Annotated in this window: 13 protein-coding genes, 2 tRNA genes and 3 rRNA genes; 17 read left to right on the forward strand and 1 reads right to left on the reverse strand. The window is 62.9% G+C overall.

Annotated features, from left to right (window positions below):
- Positions 1-56: 56 nt before the first annotated feature.
- Genes aroQ through ABD05_RS23055 form a run of 3 tightly spaced genes read left to right on the forward strand, consistent with a single transcriptional unit; the run spans position 57 to position 2,751 of the window.
- Positions 57-512 carry a type II 3-dehydroquinate dehydratase gene (aroQ, locus tag ABD05_RS23045; RefSeq protein WP_047902371.1) on the forward strand — a complete coding sequence of 152 codons (456 nt, stop codon included), beginning with the start codon at positions 57-59 and terminating at the stop codon, positions 510-512.
- Positions 509-1,378: a shikimate dehydrogenase gene (locus ABD05_RS23050; RefSeq protein WP_047902372.1), complete on the forward strand. Its 870-nt coding sequence runs from the start codon at positions 509-511 to the stop codon at positions 1,376-1,378. Before aroQ ends, ABD05_RS23050 begins: the two co-directional genes overlap by 4 nt.
- Positions 1,379-1,410: 32 nt before the next feature.
- Positions 1,411-2,751 (forward strand): MFS transporter, encoded by a 1,341-nt coding sequence (locus ABD05_RS23055; RefSeq protein WP_047902373.1) that lies wholly within the window; start codon positions 1,411-1,413, stop codon positions 2,749-2,751.
- Positions 2,752-2,863: 112 nt separating this feature from the next.
- Here the strand turns inward: ABD05_RS23055 and ABD05_RS23060 are convergent, their stop codons facing one another.
- Positions 2,864-3,973 (reverse strand): 2-aminoethylphosphonate--pyruvate transaminase, encoded by a 1,110-nt coding sequence (locus ABD05_RS23060; protein WP_047902374.1) that lies wholly within the window; start codon positions 3,971-3,973, stop codon positions 2,864-2,866.
- 360 nt (positions 3,974-4,333) lie between these two features.
- On the opposite strand from ABD05_RS23060, the gene phnS reads away from it, so the two are divergent.
- From phnS to ABD05_RS23125, 14 genes are all read left to right on the forward strand, one after another.
- The gene (phnS, locus tag ABD05_RS23065; RefSeq protein WP_047902375.1) at positions 4,334-5,425 is read left to right on the forward strand and encodes a 2-aminoethylphosphonate ABC transporter substrate-binding protein; all 1,092 of its coding nucleotides are present in this window, start codon (positions 4,334-4,336) and stop codon (positions 5,423-5,425) included.
- A gap of 34 nt (positions 5,426-5,459) precedes the next feature.
- Positions 5,460-6,563, forward strand: coding sequence for a 2-aminoethylphosphonate ABC transport system ATP-binding subunit PhnT (phnT, locus tag ABD05_RS23070; protein WP_047902376.1), 1,104 nt, complete (start codon positions 5,460-5,462; stop codon positions 6,561-6,563).
- The gene (phnU, locus tag ABD05_RS23075; RefSeq protein WP_047902377.1) at positions 6,541-7,461 is read left to right on the forward strand and encodes a 2-aminoethylphosphonate ABC transporter permease subunit; all 921 of its coding nucleotides are present in this window, start codon (positions 6,541-6,543) and stop codon (positions 7,459-7,461) included. Before phnT ends, phnU begins: the two co-directional genes overlap by 23 nt.
- A complete protein-coding gene (gene phnV, locus ABD05_RS23080) occupies positions 7,451-8,311 on the forward strand; it encodes a 2-aminoethylphosphonate ABC transport system, membrane component PhnV (RefSeq protein WP_047902378.1) in 861 nt (286 codons plus the stop codon). Before phnU ends, phnV begins: the two co-directional genes overlap by 11 nt.
- Positions 8,308-9,615, forward strand: coding sequence for a phosphonoacetate hydrolase (gene phnA, locus ABD05_RS23085; protein WP_047902379.1), 1,308 nt, complete (start codon positions 8,308-8,310; stop codon positions 9,613-9,615). Before phnV ends, phnA begins: the two co-directional genes overlap by 4 nt.
- Positions 9,612-11,066, forward strand: a complete 1,455-nt coding sequence (gene phnY / locus ABD05_RS23090; RefSeq protein WP_047902380.1) for a phosphonoacetaldehyde dehydrogenase — start codon at positions 9,612-9,614, stop codon at positions 11,064-11,066. Before phnA ends, phnY begins: the two co-directional genes overlap by 4 nt.
- A 4-nt stretch (positions 11,067-11,070) precedes the next feature.
- Positions 11,071-11,622, forward strand: coding sequence for a phosphonate degradation HD-domain oxygenase (locus ABD05_RS23095; protein WP_047902381.1), 552 nt, complete (start codon positions 11,071-11,073; stop codon positions 11,620-11,622).
- A 507-nt stretch (positions 11,623-12,129) separates the two neighbouring features.
- Positions 12,130-13,662: ribosomal RNA gene (locus ABD05_RS23100) — 16S ribosomal RNA — on the forward strand.
- A gap of 62 nt (positions 13,663-13,724) precedes the next feature.
- Positions 13,725-13,801, forward strand: a tRNA-Ile gene (locus ABD05_RS23105).
- A 42-nt stretch (positions 13,802-13,843) separates the two neighbouring features.
- Positions 13,844-13,919 (forward strand) — tRNA-Ala (locus tag ABD05_RS23110).
- Positions 13,920-14,209: 290 nt separating this feature from the next.
- Positions 14,210-17,091, forward strand: a 23S ribosomal RNA gene (locus tag ABD05_RS23115).
- Positions 17,092-17,318: 227 nt separating this feature from the next.
- Positions 17,319-17,431: ribosomal RNA gene (gene rrf / locus ABD05_RS23120) — 5S ribosomal RNA — on the forward strand.
- The 16S, 23S and 5S rRNA genes sit together here with 2 tRNA genes alongside, the layout of an rRNA operon.
- Before the next feature lie 209 nt (positions 17,432-17,640).
- Positions 17,641-17,859: a hypothetical protein gene (locus ABD05_RS37855; RefSeq protein WP_148669130.1), complete on the forward strand. Its 219-nt coding sequence runs from the start codon at positions 17,641-17,643 to the stop codon at positions 17,857-17,859.
- Between the two features lie 258 nt (positions 17,860-18,117).
- Positions 18,118-19,542 carry a DHA2 family efflux MFS transporter permease subunit gene (locus ABD05_RS23125; RefSeq protein WP_047902382.1) on the forward strand — a complete coding sequence of 475 codons (1,425 nt, stop codon included), beginning with the start codon at positions 18,118-18,120 and terminating at the stop codon, positions 19,540-19,542.
- The last annotated feature ends 27 nt before the right edge of the window (positions 19,543-19,569 follow it).

The raw sequence follows: 19,569 nt of genomic DNA on the forward strand, positions 1-19,569 counted from the left end.
ACGTCAGGGGGCGAAATCCGTTAGCGATTCGCCCCCGTTTTAGGAGCAGAATCACCATGAGCAAGCACAAGGTGCTGGTGCTGAACGGCCCGAACCTGAATCTGCTGGGGACACGCGAGCCCCAAATCTACGGCGCGGAAACGCTCGCGGACGTCGAGCAGCGCTGCCGCGCGGCGGCTGACGGGCTCGGGCTGGAAATCGACTTCCGCCAGTCGAACGCCGAGCACGAACTGATCGACTGGCTGCATGCCGCGCGTCACGACACGCACGGCATCGTGATCAACCCGGCCGCCTATACGCACACGTCGGTGGCATTGGCCGATGCGCTTTCCGCGATCGCGAAGCCGGTGATCGAAGTGCATATCTCGAACGTGCATCGCCGCGAGGCGTTCCGCCACCATTCCTATGTGTCGGCGGTCGCCGAAGCCGTGATCTGCGGCTGCGGCACCGAAGGCTACGTGTTCGCGCTGCAGCGTCTGTCGACGCTGTTTGCGCAGGGAGCCGCGCGATGAGCCGCCCGTCGTTTCTGATCGGCCTGATCGGCCAGGGCATCGGCGGTTCGCTGTCGCCCGCGATGCACGAGGAAGAAGGATTCCAGCAGGGCTTCGGCTACGTCTACCGGCGCATCGACCTCGACGTGCTCGGCGTCACCGTCGACGCGTTGCCGCAACTGCTCGATGCCGCGCAGCGGATGGGCTACAACGGGCTCAACATCACGCACCCGTGCAAGCAGCGCGTGATCGAACACCTCGACGCGCTGTCGGACGATGCCCGCGCACTCGGCGCGGTGAACACCGTGCTGTTCAAGGACGGCAAGCGGATCGGCCACAACACCGACTGGTCGGGCTTCGCGAAATCGTTTCGCCGCGGGCTGCCCGGCGCGTCGCTCGAACGCGTCGTCCAGCTCGGCGCCGGCGGCGCGGGTGCGGCTGTGGCCCATGCAGCGCTGCAGATGGGCGCAGCCGAACTGACGATTTTCGATGTCGACGGCACGCGTGCCACCGCGCTCGCGGCCGAACTGCAGCAGCGCTTCCCGGCCGCGCGTGTTGCGTCGGGCGGCGCTCCGTCCGGCGACGATCTCGCGGCTGCGATGCGCGCCGCGACGGGCCTGATCCACGCGACGCCGACCGGCATGACCAAGCACCCGGGCCTGCCGCTGCCGGCCGAACTGCTCCACGCGGGCATGTGGGTGGCCGACATCGTGTATTTCCCGCTCGAAACCGAACTGATCCGTGCCGCGCGTGCGGCCGGCTGCGCCACGTTGCCGGGCGGCGGGATGGCCGTCTACCAGGCCGTCGATGCGTTCGAGATCTTCACCGGACGTACGCCCGACGCCGAGCGGATGTTCGATCACTTTCAGTCGCTCGTCGCGCGCTGACCCTTTACAGAAAGAGAGACCAGGAGACGACCATGCAGCACACCACCCACACGAGTGCCGCGCCGGCGCAGGCGGCCGGCACGGTCCGGCGCACTTCGGCGCGCTACAAGATTCTCGCGCTGCTCGCGATCGGCACGATGATCAACTACCTCGACCGCACCGTGCTGGGGGTGGCTGCGCCGCAGCTCACCAAGGAGCTCGGCATCAACGCGGCCGTGATGGGCATCATGTTCTCCGCGTTCTCGTGGACGTACGTCGCGATGCAGGTGCCCGGCGGCCTGTTCCTCGACCGCTTCGGCAGCAAGATCACCTATTACTGGTCGATGACGCTGTGGTCGCTTTGCACGCTCCTGCAGGGCTTCGTGCCGGGCATCGCGACGCTGCTCGCATGCCGGCTCGGCCTCGGCGTGACGGAGGCGCCGTGCTTCCCGACCAACAGCCGCGTCGTCGCGACGTGGTTCCCGCAGAACGAACGCGCGATGGCGACGGGCACCTATACCGTCGGCGAGTACATCGGCCTCGCGTTCTTCAGCCCCGTGCTGTTCGCGCTGATGGGCGCGTTCGGCTGGCGCTCGCTGTTCTGGGTCGTCGGCGCGGTCGGCATCGCGTTCGGCCTGGTCTGGTGGAAGTTCTATCACGAGCCGCGTGATCATCCGGGCGCGAACTCGGAGGAACTCGCGTACATCGAGGCGGGCGGCGGCCTCGTGCACGGCGCGCGCAAGGGCGACAATGGCGGCAAGAGCGAGCAGAAGAAATTCAGCTGGGCGATGGCCGGCCAACTGCTGAAGAAGCGCCAGCTCGCGGGCATCTGCCTCGGCCAGTTCGCCGGCAACTCGACGCTCGTGTTCTTCCTGACCTGGTTCCCGACCTACCTCGCGACCGAGCGCCACATGGGCTGGCTGAAGATCGGCTTCTTCGCGATCATGCCGTTCATCGCCGCGTCGGTCGGCGTGATGTTCGGCGGGATCTTCTCCGACTGGCTGCTGCGCCGCGGCAAATCCGCGAACCTCGCGCGCAAGCTGCCGATCATCGCCGGTCTGCTGCTCGCGTCGACGATCATTCTCGCGAACTACGTGCAGAGCAACGAAGCCGTGATCGCGATCATGTCGGTCGCATTCTTCGCGCAGGGGATGGCAGCGCTCGGCTGGACGCTCGTGTCGGACATCGCGCCGGACGGCCTGCTCGGCGTGACGGGCGGCATCTTCAACTTCGCGGCGAACCTCGCGGGGATCATCACGCCGCTGGTCGTCGGCTTCATCGTCGCGTCGACCGGCTCGTTCGTCGGCGCGCTCGTGTTCATCGGCGTGATCGCGCTGGTCGGTGCGCTGTCGTACATCTTCGTCGTCGGCGACATCAAGCGGATCGAGCTGTAAGCATAGACTCCACGCACATCTCGTGCGTTCGCCCGGCGGCCGGTTGGCCGCCGGGCTTTCTTGTATGCGCGCCGGCTGATGTGCCGGCTTGTGTTCCGGCCCGCGTGCCGCGTTATGCGCGCTGCACGGCGATGCCGAGCGATTCGATCGCCTGCGCGATCGCCGCCACCGCGCGCCGGATATCGTCGGCGTCGATCGCGCCGATGCAGCCGACGCGGAACGTCTCGAGCTGCGTGAGCTTGCCCGGATACAGGATGAAGCCCGCGTCGCGCACCGCGTCGTAGAAGCGGCGGAAATCGTACGCCGGATGGTCGGGCGCGTGGAACGTGACGATCACGGGCGCCTGCACGCTCGCGTCGGGAAAAGGCACGAAGCCGAGCGCGCGCATCGATTCGACCAGCGTCCGGCAGTTCTCCGCATAGCGCGCGCCGCGCGCCGGCTGGCCGCCTTCGGCAAGGTACTGGTCGAGCGCGGCGCGTAGCGCGGCGATCACGTGCGTCGGCGGCGTGAAGCGCCACTGGCCAGTCTTGCGCAGGTACGCATATTGATCGTGGAGGTCGAGCGCGAGCGACGGCGAGTTGCCCTCGCTCGCGTCGAGCGCATCGCGCCGCACGATCGCAAAACCCATCCCCGGCACGCCTTCGAGGCATTTGCCGCTCGCCGAGATCAGCGCATCGATGCCGCTGTCCGCCAGCGCGATCGGCAGCGCGCCGAACGAACTCATCGCATCGACGATCAGCCGCTTGCCGTGGCGCCGGCACACGGCCGCGATCGCGTCCAGCGGATTCAGGATGCCGGCGCTCGTCTCCAGGTGCACGAGGGCGACATGCGTGATGCGCGGCTCGCGTGCGAACGCAGCCTCGACCGCTGCCGCGTCGACGGCCGCGTCCTCGCCGAACGGCAATGCGATCGCGTCGATGCCGAGACGGCCGAGGATCTTCAGGATGCGTGCGCAGTACGCGCCGTTGTCGGGCACGAGCACGACGCCGTCGCGCGGCACCAGCGTGCCGAGCGCCGCCTCGACCGAGAACGTGCCGCTGCCCTGCATCGGCACGCACACGTAGTCGTCGCCGCCGCGCGCGATGGCGACGAGATCCGCGCAGACGCGGGCCGTCAGTTGGTTGAAAGCGGCGTCCCACGACCCCCAGTCATGTTGCATTGCGTGGCGGGTTGTGGCGGACGTGGTAAGCGGGCCGGGCGTGAGCAGGATCGGATCGGGCATGGCTTTTTCTCCAGCAAAGGTCGGGCGAAACGCCGGGCGGCATTTCCGAATGACTTGCATGATAGTGGCAAAATGTGTCATTTTTTGGAAATTGTGGCACTCGTCATGGGTTTGTCATCGAACGCTGTGATCCTTCGGTTGCCGCGCGAAACCGCCTTCAGCGCGGCAACGAGGCGGGCCGGCCAATCGGTTCGCCCGGATCGATAACAGGCTTTGCATGGGGCTGGAGCAAGCGCTGATGCGCTAACTCCAGCCGACCGCGAAGCATGGGGCCAGAGTAAGCGCTGAAGCGCCAACTCTGGCCGACAGCGCCGGGATCGTGCCCCCGGCCGTTTGGTGTTCCGCCTACGGAGAAGTGAGATGACACTGCAGAATTCCTCGCGCGCCGCTGCCGGCGCGTTCCGCAAGCTCGCGCTGGCCGCCTGCGCCGCCGGTCTGCTGCAAGGTGCCGCGATGCCGGCGCATGCGGCAAACGCGGTCGTGCTGTATACGGCGGACGGTCTCGAGAACCTCTATCGCGATGTGCTGCCGGCCTTCGAGAAGAAGGAGGGCGTCAAGGTCAACATCGTGACGGCGGGCAGCGGCGAGGTCGTCAACCGCGCGAACATCGAGAAGAATTCCCCGAAGGCCGACGTGATCGTCACGCTGCCGCCGTTCATTCAGCAGGCCGGCCAGATGGGCCTGCTGCAGCCGTACCAGAGCGTGAACTACAAGAACGTGCCGGCCATCGCAAAGGCCGAGGACGGTACGTGGGCGACGTTCGTGAACAACTACTTCTCGTTCGCGATCAACCCGGACGTCGTGAAGAACCAGCCGAAGACGTTCGCCGACCTGCTGTCGCCGAGCTATGCCGGCAAGGTCGCGTACTCGAACCCGGCCACGGCCGGCGACGGGATGGCCGTGCTGATCCTGACGACCTCGCTGATGGGCGAGGACAAGGCGTTCGACTACCTCGCGAAGCTGTCGCAGAGCGTGAAGTTCCACACGAAGGGCACGGGCTACCTGAACGTGCTGCTGTCGCGTAACGAGATCAGCGTCGCGAACGGCGACCTGCAGATGGACCTCGACGATGCCGAACACGGCGCGCTGTCCGTCAAGCCGATCTTCCTGGCCGCGAAGGAAGGCGATCAGCCGACCACGTTCCAGCTCCCGTACGGCATCGGCCTGATCAAGAGCGGCCCGAACCAGGACGTCGGCAAGAAGCTGATCGACTACTTGATGTCGACGGAAGTGCAGTCGAAGGTGCCGGACATGTACGGCATCCCGGGCCGCACGGACGTGCCGCTGGCCGGCAAGAACGGCGAGGCGGTCAAGAAGGCGATCGCGGGCGTGAAGCTGATCCCGGTCGACTGGAGCCAGGTGATGGCGAAGAAGCCGGTGTGGATCGAGCGCTGGAAGAAGGACGTGATCGGCAGCTCGGGCAAGCAGCTCGACGTCGTCAAGCCGAAGTGATCGGCGCACGCCGCCTGTATTAGCGAGCAAGAGGATGAACCCGGTGGAAACCACCCTGACCCATCCCGGCGCATTCGGCGCCGCCGAACCGCACGCGACGCTGCGGTCCGGCGCGCCGGGCGGCGTGCAGATCGAGCACCTGAGCGTGCGCTACGGCGCACGCACGGTGCTGGAAGATCTGTCGCTGTCGATCGGCGCCGGCGAATTTCTGACCGTGCTCGGCAAGAGCGGCTGCGGCAAGACCACGCTGCTGCGCTTCATCGCCGGGTTCGTGAAGGCCGACGGCCTGACCGGCACGCTGACCGTTGCCGGGCGTGACCTGACCTATGCGCCGCCGCACAAGCGCAATCTCGGTCTGCTGTTCCAGAATTACGCGCTGTTCCCGCACCTGTCGGTGTTCGAGAACGTCGCATTCGGGCTGCGCGCGCGCGGGATGGCGTCGTCGGAAGTGACGCGACGCGTCGCCGACGCGCTGAAGCTCGTGCAACTCGGCGACGCGGGCCACCACCTGCCCGCGCAACTGTCGGGCGGGATGCAGCAGCGCGTCGCGCTGGCCCGCGCGCTCGTGATCGAGCCGGACGTGCTGCTGCTCGACGAGCCGCTGTCGGCGCTCGACGCCAACCTGCGCGCGTCGGTGCGCAGCGAACTGAAGGCGCTGCACGAGCGCCTGCCGAACCTGACCGTCGTCTGCGTGACGCACGACCGCGACGACGCGCTCGTGCTGTCCGACCGCGCGCTGCTGATGCGCGACGGCCACATCGCGCAGCTCGGCACCCCGCAGCAACTGTACGACGAGCCGCGGGACGGTTACGTCGCACGCTATCTCGGCCCGGCGAACCTGCTGCCGCCGCACGTGATTTTCCCGCTCGGCGATCCGCGCCACGAAGTGCGCGGCAAGGTCGCCTGCGTGCGCCCCGAGCGCCTGACCGTGATGCCGCCCGCGGCGGGCGGCCTGCACGGCACGGTGTCGTCCGTCGAATGGCAGGGCGCGGACCTGTCGATCGCGGTCGTGATCGACGCGGCGCCCGACGAACCCGTGCGCGTGACGATGCAACGCGGCCGCGGTGCGGCCCCCGAGCGCGGTGCGCGCGTGTCCCTGCATTGCGAGGCAGACGATGTCGTCCTTATCGAGCCCTGAAGCCGGCCTGCCGCCGCACGTGCTCGCGTCCGCCGCCGCGCACGCCGCCGTCGCGCGACGCCGCAAGCGCATGGGCGACCTGCACCTGGCCGGGCTCGCGGTCGTCGTGCTGGGCCCGCTCGTCGTCTATCCGCTGGTGCGGCTCGTGCTGCTGAGCGTGTCGGGCGATCACGGGCTGAGCCTGGTCGCATACCGGACCTTCTTCGGCAACCCCGACACGCGCGCCGTGCTGCTGACGACGCTCGGCGTGCTGTTCGCGAGCGCCGGCACCGCGTCGGTGCTCGGCGTGCTGCTGGCCGCGCTGCTGTTCTTCAAGCCGTTTCCGGGCGCATCGCTCGTCACGCGCTTCCTGGAGCTGTACGTCGCGTTTCCGTCGTTCCTCGTCGCGTTCACGCTGATCTTCCTGTACGGCTCGCAAGGGTCGATCAGCATCGCGCTGCAGCACCTGTTCCATCTCGAGAATCCGCCGCTCGATTTCCTGTTCGGCATCGGCGGCGTGATTCTCGCGCAGACCGTGTTCTATACGCCGTTCGTCGTGCGGCCGACGCTCGCGTCGTTCGCGACGCTCGACCTGCGGCTGATCGAAGCCGCGCGCAGCCTCGGCGCGCCCGGCTGGATGCTCGCGCGCCGCGTCGTGCTGCCGATCGCGTGGCCGGGCATCGCCGCCGGCACCGTGCTGTGTTTCCTGCTGACGTTGAACGAATTCGGGATTCTGCTCGTGCTCGGCAGCGCGCGGCTCGTGACGCTGCCGGTCGCGATCTACAGCAGCGCGACCGTCGATCTCGACCTGCCGACCGCGTCGGCCGGCGCGGTCGTGATGCTCGCGCTGTCGCTGGCGCTGTATACGGTTTATCGCCGGGTGAACCGGCGTGCGACGGGAGGGAACGATGTCCGCTGAATTCCGTATCGGGCAGGGCGTGCCGCGCCACCAGATCGGCTGGAGCGACGCGCTGCTCAAGCATGCGCCACGCGTCGCGCTCGCGCTGGCCGCATTCGCGTGCTTCTGGCTGTTCGTGCTGCCCGTCATCGTCGTCGCGCTGTCGAGCGTGTCGACGCAATGGTCGGGCACGATCTTGCCGGCCGGCTACAGCCTGCGCTGGTTCGAGCGGCTCGGGTCGCCGGAATACGACGCGCTGCTGACGAGCCTCGAAATCGGCTTCGGCGTGTCGGCGATCGGCACGATCCTCGGGCTGTGGCTCGCGCTTGCGCTCGAAGGGCGCGATCGGCGCGGCCTCGGCGCGGTCGTCGACGCGCTCGTGATGGTGCCGAACGGCGTGCCGAGCGTTGTGCTCGGGCTCGCGGTGCTGATCGCGTATCACCAGAAGCCGGTCGACCTGTCGAGCTCGGCGGCGATCGTCGTGCTCGTGCAGCTCGCGCTGATCCTGCCGTTCTGCTATCGCTGCGCGGCCGCGGCGCTGCGTCCGGAGCTGACCGTGCTGCGCGAAGCCGCGGCGAGCCTCGGCGCGCCGCCCGCGATGGTGCTGCGCCGCGTGCTGCTGCCGCAACTCGTGCCGGCGCTGCGCGCGAGCCTCGCGCTCGGCTTCGCGCTGTCGCTCGGCGAGCTCGGTGCGACGCTGACGGTTTATCCACCCGGATTCGCGACCGTGCCGATCGTCGTGATCGGCCAGGTGGAGCGTGGCTACTACCTGCCGGCGTCGGCGCTGTCGCTGCTGATGCTCGGCGCGTCGCTCGCGGCGCTGCTGCTGATCGCCGCGCGCGTGCCGCGCGGCAAGCGGGCGGCATCATGAACGCCGCGTTCGCATTGCGCCATCCCGGTGACGCGTCAGCGCCCGGCGCAGCGCCGGATCTCGCGGGACGATCCGTCGACGTCAATGGCCGGCGCTACCGGCTGCCGGTCGAGCCGACCGTCGTCGTCTGCGTCGACGGCTGCGAGTACGACTATCTCGAACGTGCGGTGGAAGCGGGCGTCGCGCCGTTCATCGGCCGGATGATCTCGGAAGGCACGGCGTGGCGCGCGGATTGCGTCGTGCCGACCTTCACCAACCCGAACAACCTGTCGATCGTCTGCGGCGTGCCGCCGTCGGTCCACGGGATCTGCGGCAACTATTTCTGGGACGCGACCGCCGACGGCGGGCGCGGCGCCGAAGTGATGATGAACGACCCGGCCTATCTGCGGGCCGGCACGCTGCTCGCGGCGGCGTCCGACGCCGGCGCGCGGGTGGCCGTCGTGACGGCGAAGGACAAGCTGCGCCGGCTGCTCGGCTGGCAGATGAACGGCATCTGCTTTTCCGCGGAGAAGGCCGCGCAGGCGAATCTCGCGGAAAACGGCATCGTCGATGTACTCGACTGGGTCGGCCTGCCGTCGCCGGATGTCTATAGCGCGGCGTTGTCCGAATTCGTATTCGCGGCCGGCGTGCGGCTTGCGCAGACGCGGCAGGTCGACCTGATGTACCTGTCGACCACCGACTACGTGCAGCACAAGTGCGAGCCGGGCAGCGCTGGCGCGAACGCGTTCTACGCGATGATGGATGGTTATCTCGCGCAACTCGACGCGCTCGGCTGGGCGATCGGGCTCACGGCCGACCACGGGATGAACGCGAAGCACGATCCCGCGACCGGTCGGCCGAACGTGATCTATCTGCAGGATGCGTTCGACGGCTGGTACGGCGCGCAGGCTGCGCGCGTGATCCTGCCGATTACCGATCCGTATGTCGTGCACCACGGCGCGCTGGGCTCGTTTGCAACCGTCTATCTCGCGCCGGACGTCGACCGGGCCGAGGCGATGTGGCGCGTCGGCGGCCTCGACGGTGTCGAACTCGTGCTCGACAACGCGGAAGCCGCCGCACGTTTCGAACTGCCGGCCGACCGGATCGGCGATCTCGTCGTGATCGGCCGCCGCGACATGACACTCGGTACGCGCGAGCGCGAACACGATCTGTCGGGCCTCACGGTGCCGCTGCGTTCGCATGGCGGCGTGTCGGAGCAGGAAGTGCCGCTGCTGTTCAACCGCCGTATCGAGCCGGACGATCCTGAGCGTCGCCCGCGCAACTTCGACGTGTTCGATTTCGTGCTGAACCGGATCGCGACATGATGGTTCATCCCCGGCAAGACCATCCCGAGTTTCGCGCCGAGGCGCTGCGCTGGTGCGGCACGCGCGCGACGCGCGAGCGCACTTTCGACATCGTCGATCCTTATACGGGCGCCCGGGTCGGTACCGCGCCGCTCGCAAGTGTCGACGACGTACGCGCCGCGTTCGACTACGCGATGGCCTACCGGCCGAAGCTCACGCGCTACGAGCGTTCGCAGATCCTCGAACGTGCGGCCGCGCTGCTGCGCGAGCGCACCGAGGAAGCGTCCGACCTGATCACGCTCGAATCGGGGTTGTCGAAACAGGATTCCCGCTACGAGATCGGCCGCGTTGCCGACGTGCTGAAGTTCGCGGCGGTCGAGGCGCTGCGCGACGACGCGCAGAGTTTCTCGTGCGACCTGACGCCCCACGGCAAGGCGCGGCGCGTGTTCTCGCAGCGGCAGCCGCTCGACGGCGTGATCGTCGCGATCACGCCGTTCAATCATCCGATGAACCAGGTTGCGCACAAGATCGCGCCGGCGATCGCGACCAACAATCGCGTGATCGTGAAGCCGTCGGAGAAGGTGCCGCTGTCGGCGTTCTATCTGGCCGACCTGCTGGTCGAGGCCGGGCTGCCGGAGCCGATGCTGCAGGTGCTGACCGGCGATCCGCGCGAAATCGCGGACGAGCTCGTCACGCATCCGCATGCATCGCTGATCACGTTTACCGGCGGCGTCGCGATCGGCAAGGCGATTGCCGCGCGGGCCGGCTACCGGCGCATCGTGCTGGAACTGGGGGGCAACGATCCGCTGATCGTCCTCGAAGACGCCGATCTCGAACGCGCGGCATCGCTGGCGGTGCTCGGCTCGTACCGGAATTCGGGCCAGCGCTGCACGGCCGTCAAGCGGATGCTGGTGCAGCGCTCGATCGCGCCCGCGTTCACCGAATTGCTCGTCGAGAAGACGCGCGCATGGAAGTACGGTGATCCGTTCGATCCCGCGAACGAAATGGGCACGGTGATCGACGAGGCGGCGGCGCGGCTGTTCGAGGCGCGGGTCGAAGAAGCGGTCGCGCAGGGCGCGCGCTTGCTGACCGGCAACGTGCGGCGCGGCGCGCTGTATGCGCCGACCGTGCTCGACAACGTCGATCCGTCGATGACGATCGTGCGCGAGGAGACGTTCGGTCCCGTATCGCCCGTCATCACGTTCGACACGATCGACGACGCGATCCGGATCAGCAACGGAACGGCGTTCGGGCTGTCGTCGGGTGTCTGTACGGACAGCACGGCGGCCGTCGTGCGGCTCGTGAACGAGCTGAACGTCGGCACCGTTAATGTATGGGAAGTGCCCGGATACCGGATCGAGCTGTCGCCGTTCGGCGGGATCAAGGATTCGGGGCTCGGTTACAAGGAAGGCGTTCAGGAGGCGATGAAGAGCTTCACGAACCTGAAGACGTTTTCGCTGCCCTGGGAGTAAACGAATGGCATTGACGGTGGAAGAGATCCACGGGCTGTATCGCGAGCATGGCCATGTGGCCTATAGCGGCGAACCTGTCACGCAGCTCGAGCATGCGTTGCAAAGCGGATTGCTGGCGGAAGAGGCGGGCGCTGACGAAGCGTTGGTCGCGGCGGCGTTCCTGCACGATCTCGGGCATCTGCTGAATCGCCAGGGCGAGACGCCGAGTGCGCGCGGGATCGACGATCTGCATCAGTATTACGTGCTGCCGTTCCTGCGGCCGCTGTTTTCCGACGCGGTGCTGGAGCCGATCCGGCTACACGTCGACGCGAAGCGCTGCCTGTGCCGCACGGACGCCGGCTACTTCGAGAGCCTGTCGCCGGACTCGGTGCGCAGCCTTGCGCTGCAGGGTGGCATCTTCAGTGAAGAGGAAACCGCGGCATTCCTGCAGCGCCCGTTCGCGGAGGACGCGCTGCGTCTGCGCCGCTGGGACGATACGGCGAAGGAAGAAGGCAAGGTGACGCCGGATCTCGATCGTTATATGGAGATCGTCGGGCGTCAGGTACGCGCGGCCTGACGGTTCCGCTGCTTCTACATAAGGCCCCGCACGCAGCAGCGTGCGGGGCCTTATATTTTTTGAGAAACCCCTTGCGCGAACGGCGTGGGGTGCTTAGAATCACGCCTCTTTCGCGCTAACGGAAACGCGGCGCGGGAGAGGGGAAGCGAAGTCGGAGGTGTGCAGCAGGTTGCCGCGCACGGCTGGCGAAGGAAGATGGACCCCGCAGTCGCAACGAAGTAGTTCAAAAAGTTGTTGACGATCTGCGAAACACGGTTCATAATCTCACTTCTCTGCTGCTGAAAACGCAGCGCTGCTGAGAAACACGATGTTTCTCGCAGAAATGCTCTTTAAAAATTAACAGCCGATAAGTGTGGGCGCTTGATGGAGGCGAGCTGATCCTCGGATCAGATAGCGAAAGTATCAAGAGTCTCACACTAAAGTAAGTCAGGTTTATGAAGCAATTCATATTCCTGTCAGCTTTGAGTGAGCGACCGGTTCGAAAGAACCGAAAACAGTAACAGGTTTAAACTGAAGAGTTTGATCCTGGCTCAGATTGAACGCTGGCGGCATGCCTTACACATGCAAGTCGAACGGCAGCACGGGTGCTTGCACCTGGTGGCGAGTGGCGAACGGGTGAGTAATACATCGGAACATGTCCTGTAGTGGGGGATAGCCCGGCGAAAGCCGGATTAATACCGCATACGATCTACGGATGAAAGCGGGGGACCTTCGGGCCTCGCGCTATAGGGTTGGCCGATGGCTGATTAGCTAGTTGGTGGGGTAAAGGCCTACCAAGGCGACGATCAGTAGCTGGTCTGAGAGGACGACCAGCCACACTGGGACTGAGACACGGCCCAGACTCCTACGGGAGGCAGCAGTGGGGAATTTTGGACAATGGGCGAAAGCCTGATCCAGCAATGCCGCGTGTGTGAAGAAGGCCTTCGGGTTGTAAAGCACTTTTGTCCGGAAAGAAATCCTTGGTTCTAATATAGCCGGGGGATGACGGTACCGGAAGAATAAGCACCGGCTAACTACGTGCCAGCAGCCGCGGTAATACGTAGGGTGCGAGCGTTAATCGGAATTACTGGGCGTAAAGCGTGCGCAGGCGGTTTGCTAAGACCGATGTGAAATCCCCGGGCTCAACCTGGGAACTGCATTGGTGACTGGCAGGCTAGAGTATGGCAGAGGGGGGTAGAATTCCACGTGTAGCAGTGAAATGCGTAGAGATGTGGAGGAATACCGATGGCGAAGGCAGCCCCCTGGGCCAATACTGACGCTCATGCACGAAAGCGTGGGGAGCAAACAGGATTAGATACCCTGGTAGTCCACGCCCTAAACGATGTCAACTAGTTGTTGGGGATTCATTTCCTTAGTAACGTAGCTAACGCGTGAAGTTGACCGCCTGGGGAGTACGGTCGCAAGATTAAAACTCAAAGGAATTGACGGGGACCCGCACAAGCGGTGGATGATGTGGATTAATTCGATGCAACGCGAAAAACCTTACCTACCCTTGACATGGTCGGAATCCTGCTGAGAGGTGGGAGTGCTCGAAAGAGAACCGATACACAGGTGCTGCATGGCTGTCGTCAGCTCGTGTCGTGAGATGTTGGGTTAAGTCCCGCAACGAGCGCAACCCTTGTCCTTAGTTGCTACGCAAGAGCACTCTAAGGAGACTGCCGGTGACAAACCGGAGGAAGGTGGGGATGACGTCAAGTCCTCATGGCCCTTATGGGTAGGGCTTCACACGTCATACAATGGTCGGAACAGAGGGTTGCCAACCCGCGAGGGGGAGCTAATCCCAGAAAACCGATCGTAGTCCGGATTGCACTCTGCAACTCGAGTGCATGAAGCTGGAATCGCTAGTAATCGCGGATCAGCATGCCGCGGTGAATACGTTCCCGGGTCTTGTACACACCGCCCGTCACACCATGGGAGTGGGTTTTACCAGAAGTGGCTAGTCTAACCGCAAGGAGGACGGTCACCACGGTAGGATTCATGACTGGGGTGAAGTCGTAACAAGGTAGCCGTATCGGAAGGTGCGGCTGGATCACCTCCTTTCCAGAGCTTCTCGCAAAGTTGAGCGCTCACGCTTATCGGCTGTAAATTAAAGACAGACTCAGGGGTCTGTAGCTCAGTCGGTTAGAGCACCGTCTTGATAAGGCGGGGGTCGTTGGTTCGAATCCAACCAGACCCACCAATGTCTTGTCTGGCGGTAGTACCTGAGGATATCTGTACTCATGGGGGCATAGCTCAGCTGGGAGAGCACCTGCTTTGCAAGCAGGGGGTCGTCGGTTCGATCCCGTCTGCCTCCACCAATCTTCAATGGGAAGCGTTTGGATCACACGAAAGTGACGTGTGAGACGAGCATTTGCCATTGGCGATTGAGCCAGTCAGAGTGATACGTAGTATGTATCGGCTGTCGTTCTTTAACAATCTGGAAGAAGTAAGTAATTTGGATAGCGGAAGCGTCTTGAGATGGACGTGAAAACTATCCGGGTTGTGATTGTATCGATGTATCTCAAGATGATTCGAACTCTATGTTTGACTCAATTGGAATACGGCACAACGCGAGAACTCAACCTGTAACGAGACAGACTCGTTATAGGGTCAAGCGAACAAGTGCATGTGGTGGATGCCTTGGCGATCACAGGCGATGAAGGACGCGGTAGCCTGCGAAAAGCTACGGGGAGCTGGCAAACGAGCTTTGATCCGTAGATGTCCGAATGGGGAAACCCGGCCCTTTTGGGTCATCCTAGACTGAATACATAGGTCTAGTGAAGCGAACGCGGTGAACTGAAACATCTAAGTAACCGCAGGAAAAGAAATCAACCGAGATTCCCAAAGTAGTGGCGAGCGAAATGGGATGAGCCTTGTACTCTTTATTTGTATTGTTAGCCGAACGCTCTGGAAAGTGCGGCCATAGCAGGTGATAGCCCTGTAGGCGAAAACAGTATGAAAGAACTAAGTGTACGACAAGTAGGGCGGGACACGTGAAATCCTGTCTGAAGATGGGGGGACCATCCTCCAAGGCTAAATACTCGTGATCGACCGATAGTGAACCAGTACCGTGAGGGAAAGGCGAAAAGAACCCCGGGAGGGGAGTGAAATAGATCCTGAAACCGCATGCATACAAACAGTCGGAGCCTCGTAAGGGGTGACGGCGTACCTTTTGTATAATGGGTCAGCGACTTACGTTCAGTAGCAAGCTTAACCGTATAGGGCAGGCGTAGCGAAAGCGAGTCCGAATAGGGCGTTCAGTTGCTGGGCGTAGACCCGAAACCAAGTGATCTATCCATGGCCAGGATGAAGGTGCGGTAACACGTACTGGAGGTCCGAACCCACTAACGTTGAAAAGTTAGGGGATGAGCTGTGGATAGGGGTGAAAGGCTAAACAAACTTGGAAATAGCTGGTTCTCTCCGAAAACTATTTAGGTAGTGCCTCGTGTCTCACCTTCGGGGGTAGAGCACTGTCATGGTTGGGGGGTCTATTGCAGATTACCCCGCCATAGCAAACTCCGAATACCGAAGAGTGCAATCACGGGAGACAGACATCGGGTGCTAACGTCCGGTGTCAAGAGGGAAACAACCCAGACCGCCAGCTAAGGTCCCCAAATATAGCTAAGTGGGAAACGAAGTGGGAAGGCTAAAACAGTCAGGAGGTTGGCTTAGAAGCAGCCACCCTTTAAAGAAAGCGTAATAGCTCACTGATCGAGTCGTCCTGCGCGGAAGATGTAACGGGGCTAAGCTATATACCGAAGCTGCGGATGCGTGCTTTGCACGCATGGTAGGAGAGCGTTCCGTAAGCCTGCGAAGGTGCGTTGAAAAGCGTGCTGGAGGTATCGGAAGTGCGAATGCTGACATGAGTAGCGATAAAGGGGGTGAAAGGCCCCCTCGCCGTAAGCCCAAGGTTTCCTACGCAACGTTCATCGGCGTAGGGTGAGTCGGCCCCTAAGGCGAGGCAGAAATGCGTAGCTGATGGGAAGCAGGTCAATATTCCTGCACCATTGTTAGATGCGATGGGGGGACGGATCGCGGAAGGTTGTCCGGGTGTTGGAAGTCCCGGTCGCTGCATTGGAGAAGGCGCTTAGGCAAATCCGGGCGCGGAATTCAAGGGTGTGGCGCGAGCTCCTTAGGGAGCGAAGCAATTGGAAGTGGTTCCAAGAAAAGCCTCTAAGCTTCAGTCTAACGATGACCGTACCGCAAACCGACACAGGTGGGCGAGATGAGTATTCTAAGGCGCTTGAGAGAACTCGGGAGAAGGAACTCGGCAAATTGGTACCGTAACTTCGGGATAAGGTACGCCCTTGTAGCTTGATGCGCCTGCGCGCAAAGGGTGAAGGGGTTGCAATAAACTGGTGGCTGCGACTGTTTAATAAAAACACAGCACTCTGCAAACACGAAAGTGGACGTATAGGGTGTGACGCCTGCCCGGTGCCGGAAGATTAAATGATGGGGTGCAAGCTCTTGATTGAAGTCCCGGTAAACGGCGGCCGTAACTATAACGGTCCTAAGGTAGCGAAATTCCTTGTCGGGTAAGTTCCGACCTGCACGAATGGCGTAACGATGGCCACACTGTCTCCTCCCGAGACTCAGCGAAGTTGAAGTGTTTGTGATGATGCAATCTACCCGCGGCTAGACGGAAAGACCCCATGAACCTTTACTGTAGCTTTGCATTGGACTTTGAACCGATCTGTGTAGGATAGGTGGGAGGCTATGAAACCGGAACGCTAGTTTCGGTGGAGCCGTCCTTGAAATACCACCCTGGTTTGTTTGAGGTTCTAACCTTGGCCCGTGATCCGGGTCGGGGACAGTGCATGGTAGTCAGTTTGACTGGGGCGGTCTCCTCCCAAAGCGTAACGGAGGAGTACGAAGGTACGCTAGGTACGGTCGGAAATCGTGCTGATAGTGCAATGGCATAAGCGTGCTTAACTGCGAGACCGACAAGTCGAGCAGGTGCGAAAGCAGGTCATAGTGATCCGGTGGTTCTGTATGGAAGGGCCATCGCTCAACGGATAAAAGGTACTCTGGGGATAACAGGCTGATACCGCCCAAGAGTTCATATCGACGGCGGTGTTTGGCACCTCGATGTCGGCTCATCTCATCCTGGGGCTGTAGCCGGTCCCAAGGGTATGGCTGTTCGCCATTTAAAGAGGTACGTGAGCTGGGTTTAAAACGTCGTGAGACAGTTTGGTCCCTATCTGCCGTGGGCGTTGGATATTTGAAGGGGGCTGCTCCTAGTACGAGAGGACCGGAGTGGACGAACCTCTGGTGTACCGGTTGTCACGCCAGTGGCATCGCCGGGTAGCTATGTTCGGAAGAGATAACCGCTGAAAGCATCTAAGCGGGAAACTCGCCTTAAGATGAGATATCCCTGGGGACTAGATCCCCTTGAAGGGTCGTTCGAGACCAGGACGTTGATAGGTCAGGTGTGTAAGCGCAGTAATGCGTTCAGCTAACTGATACTAATTGCCCGTAAGGCTTGATCCTATAACAAGTCTGCCTTGTGTCGATGATCGTTAGTGCTTCAGCACTTACGAGCATCCCACGCAGAGCGTCGAGCAGCGAAGCTGATCGATGCGGCGCGCCGGTTGAAGTACCGGTGACCTGCGTAGCAAGACGAGACAAGTTGGATTCTCGTGTGTGATACACACAACTCAAAATTACTGCTTCTTCCCGATTGGTCGTGCTGCGAAGCAACGCGACAACCCTCTTTGCCTGATGACCATAGCGAGTCGGTCCCACCCCTTCCCATCCCGAACAGGACCGTGAAACGACTCTACGCCGATGATAGTGCGGATTCCCGTGTGAAAGTAGGTAATCGTCAGGCTCCCTAAGCCAAGAACCCCCGCCCGAAAGGCGGGGGTTTTTGCATTTGTGGCGCTGGATCTTCGCCGTAGAGAATCCAACGTTCGGGTCTAGATTTCGATGAACGACGAGACCTGCGAAGCAATCAGACACGGCGACGATGAGCACTCGCGGGCACACACATCGTAAATGCAGGCCGGCCAGGCAACGGGCAGCGCGCTCGGAGCTGGGGTGCCGAAGGCGTTGATCCGAGCATTGCAGTCCGCCCACACGATTGGCCAAGGCATTCAAGTGATCCGCAGTTCTGCGCTGCTGAAATCTTCAGGCCTCTTCCTCTACGCATCGCATCGATGCACCTCCACCCAGCGCCTGGCTGATGTCGGTGCATCCAAAGATGCTGCTGCGATGACTGCTGATGGGCGACGTTCATCGACAATGCTCGATAAATGACGCCTTCCTGCGAAAACCCGCCAGCTTTACCTACCCAGCCTTCCGCGCTTCGCGTCGACCCGATCGGGCACGTTACTCGGCGGACGCAGCACGAAACCGTCCCCGAAATCTATGCGCATAAAGTGCATTCGTGCGACCTGAGTCGACAAAGCGAAGACCAAGCCCTTCAGGGTAATATCGCCATTCGTTCCGATCCCCGGCGCTTGTCTGCACCTGCTGGCGGTCGGTGTCTTTCGGATTCCGTCTCCTGCACCGTTCATGACTGACAGCCCAGCCCAAGGTGGTCGGACGACCGACTTCTTGCCGTATCTCGTCGCCGCAACGTTCTTCATGGAGTACCTCGACACGACCGTGATTGCGACCGCGCTGCCGCAAATGGCGCACTCGTTCGGCGTTGGGCCGAACGCGCTGAGCCTCGGGATGACGGCCTACATGCTTGCGCTTGCGGTGTTCATCCCGATCAGCGGCTGGATCGCGGACCGGTATGGATCGCGCACGGTGTTCGCCAGCGCGATCGTCGTCTTTACCGGCGCGTCGGTGCTGTGCGGGTTGTCCAATGGCGTGGTGACGTTCACGGCTGCGCGGTTGCTGCAGGGCGTCGGCGGGGCGATGATGGTGCCGGTCGGACGGATGATCGTCGTGCGCAGCACCGAGAAGGCAAGGCTGATGCGCGCGATCGCGACGATCACATGGCCGGGCATCGTCGCGCCTGTCGTCGGGCCGCCGATCGGTGGTTTCATCACGACCTATGCGTCCTGGCGATGGATCTTCCTGTTGAACGTCCCGTTCGGCATCGCCGCGCTCGTCTGTACCTTGCTGATCGTCCGGAACACGCGGGCCGACGAGCAACGGCCGCTCGACTGGGTCGGCTTCGTGCTGGCCGGCGGAGCACTGACCTGTCTGTTGATCGGCACCGAGGCGGCCGGCCAGCAGGATGTCAACTTCACGCGAGCGGCCCTCCTGGTGGGCACGAGCGTGCTGTTCGGCATGGCAGCGTGGTTGCATGCGCGGCGTTGCGCGCATCCGCTGCTCGATTTCACGACGCTGAAGGTGCCGACGTTCTCGGTGACGGTGATCACCGGCTCGATCACGCGGATGGCGATCAACGCCGTGCCGTACCTGCTGCCGTTGCTGTTCCAGATCGGTTTCGGGCTGTCGCCGTTCCAGTCCGGCCTGCTGCTGCTCGCGAGCGCGCTCGGCAATCTCGGTATGAAGGCGGGAACGTCGTGGATCCTCGACCGTTACGGTTTCCGGCGCGTTGCGCTCGTCGACGTGACGATCGTCGGCATCTTCACGATCGCGTGCGGATGGCTGACCGCATCGACGCCGCTGACGATCACGCTGTTCGTCGTATTCGTCTACGGGCTGACGCGGTCGATGCAGTTCACGACGCTCGCGACGCTGGCCTATGCGGATATCCCGGCTCAGCAGACGAGCGCCGCCAGCACGCTTTGGAGTGCTGCGCAGCAGATGACGATCGGGATGGGGATCGCGTTCGGCGCGTTGTCGCTGCGGCTCGCGGCATTGGTGCGTGGCGATGCGGCCGGCATGCATTACGTGCTCGACGATTTCCGCTGGGCGTTCGTCGCGGCGGGCGTGCTCGCACTGTTGACGTTGCCGGGCTACGCGCGATTGGCCGCCGATGCGGGCGACCGGCTGCGGGCGAATATGGCGCGGGGGTAGACCGGGCCGCTAATCGCGTTGGTGTCG

It is taken from the genome of Burkholderia pyrrocinia, assembly GCF_001028665.1.
Taxonomy (GTDB): Bacteria; Pseudomonadota; Gammaproteobacteria; order Burkholderiales; family Burkholderiaceae; genus Burkholderia; species Burkholderia pyrrocinia.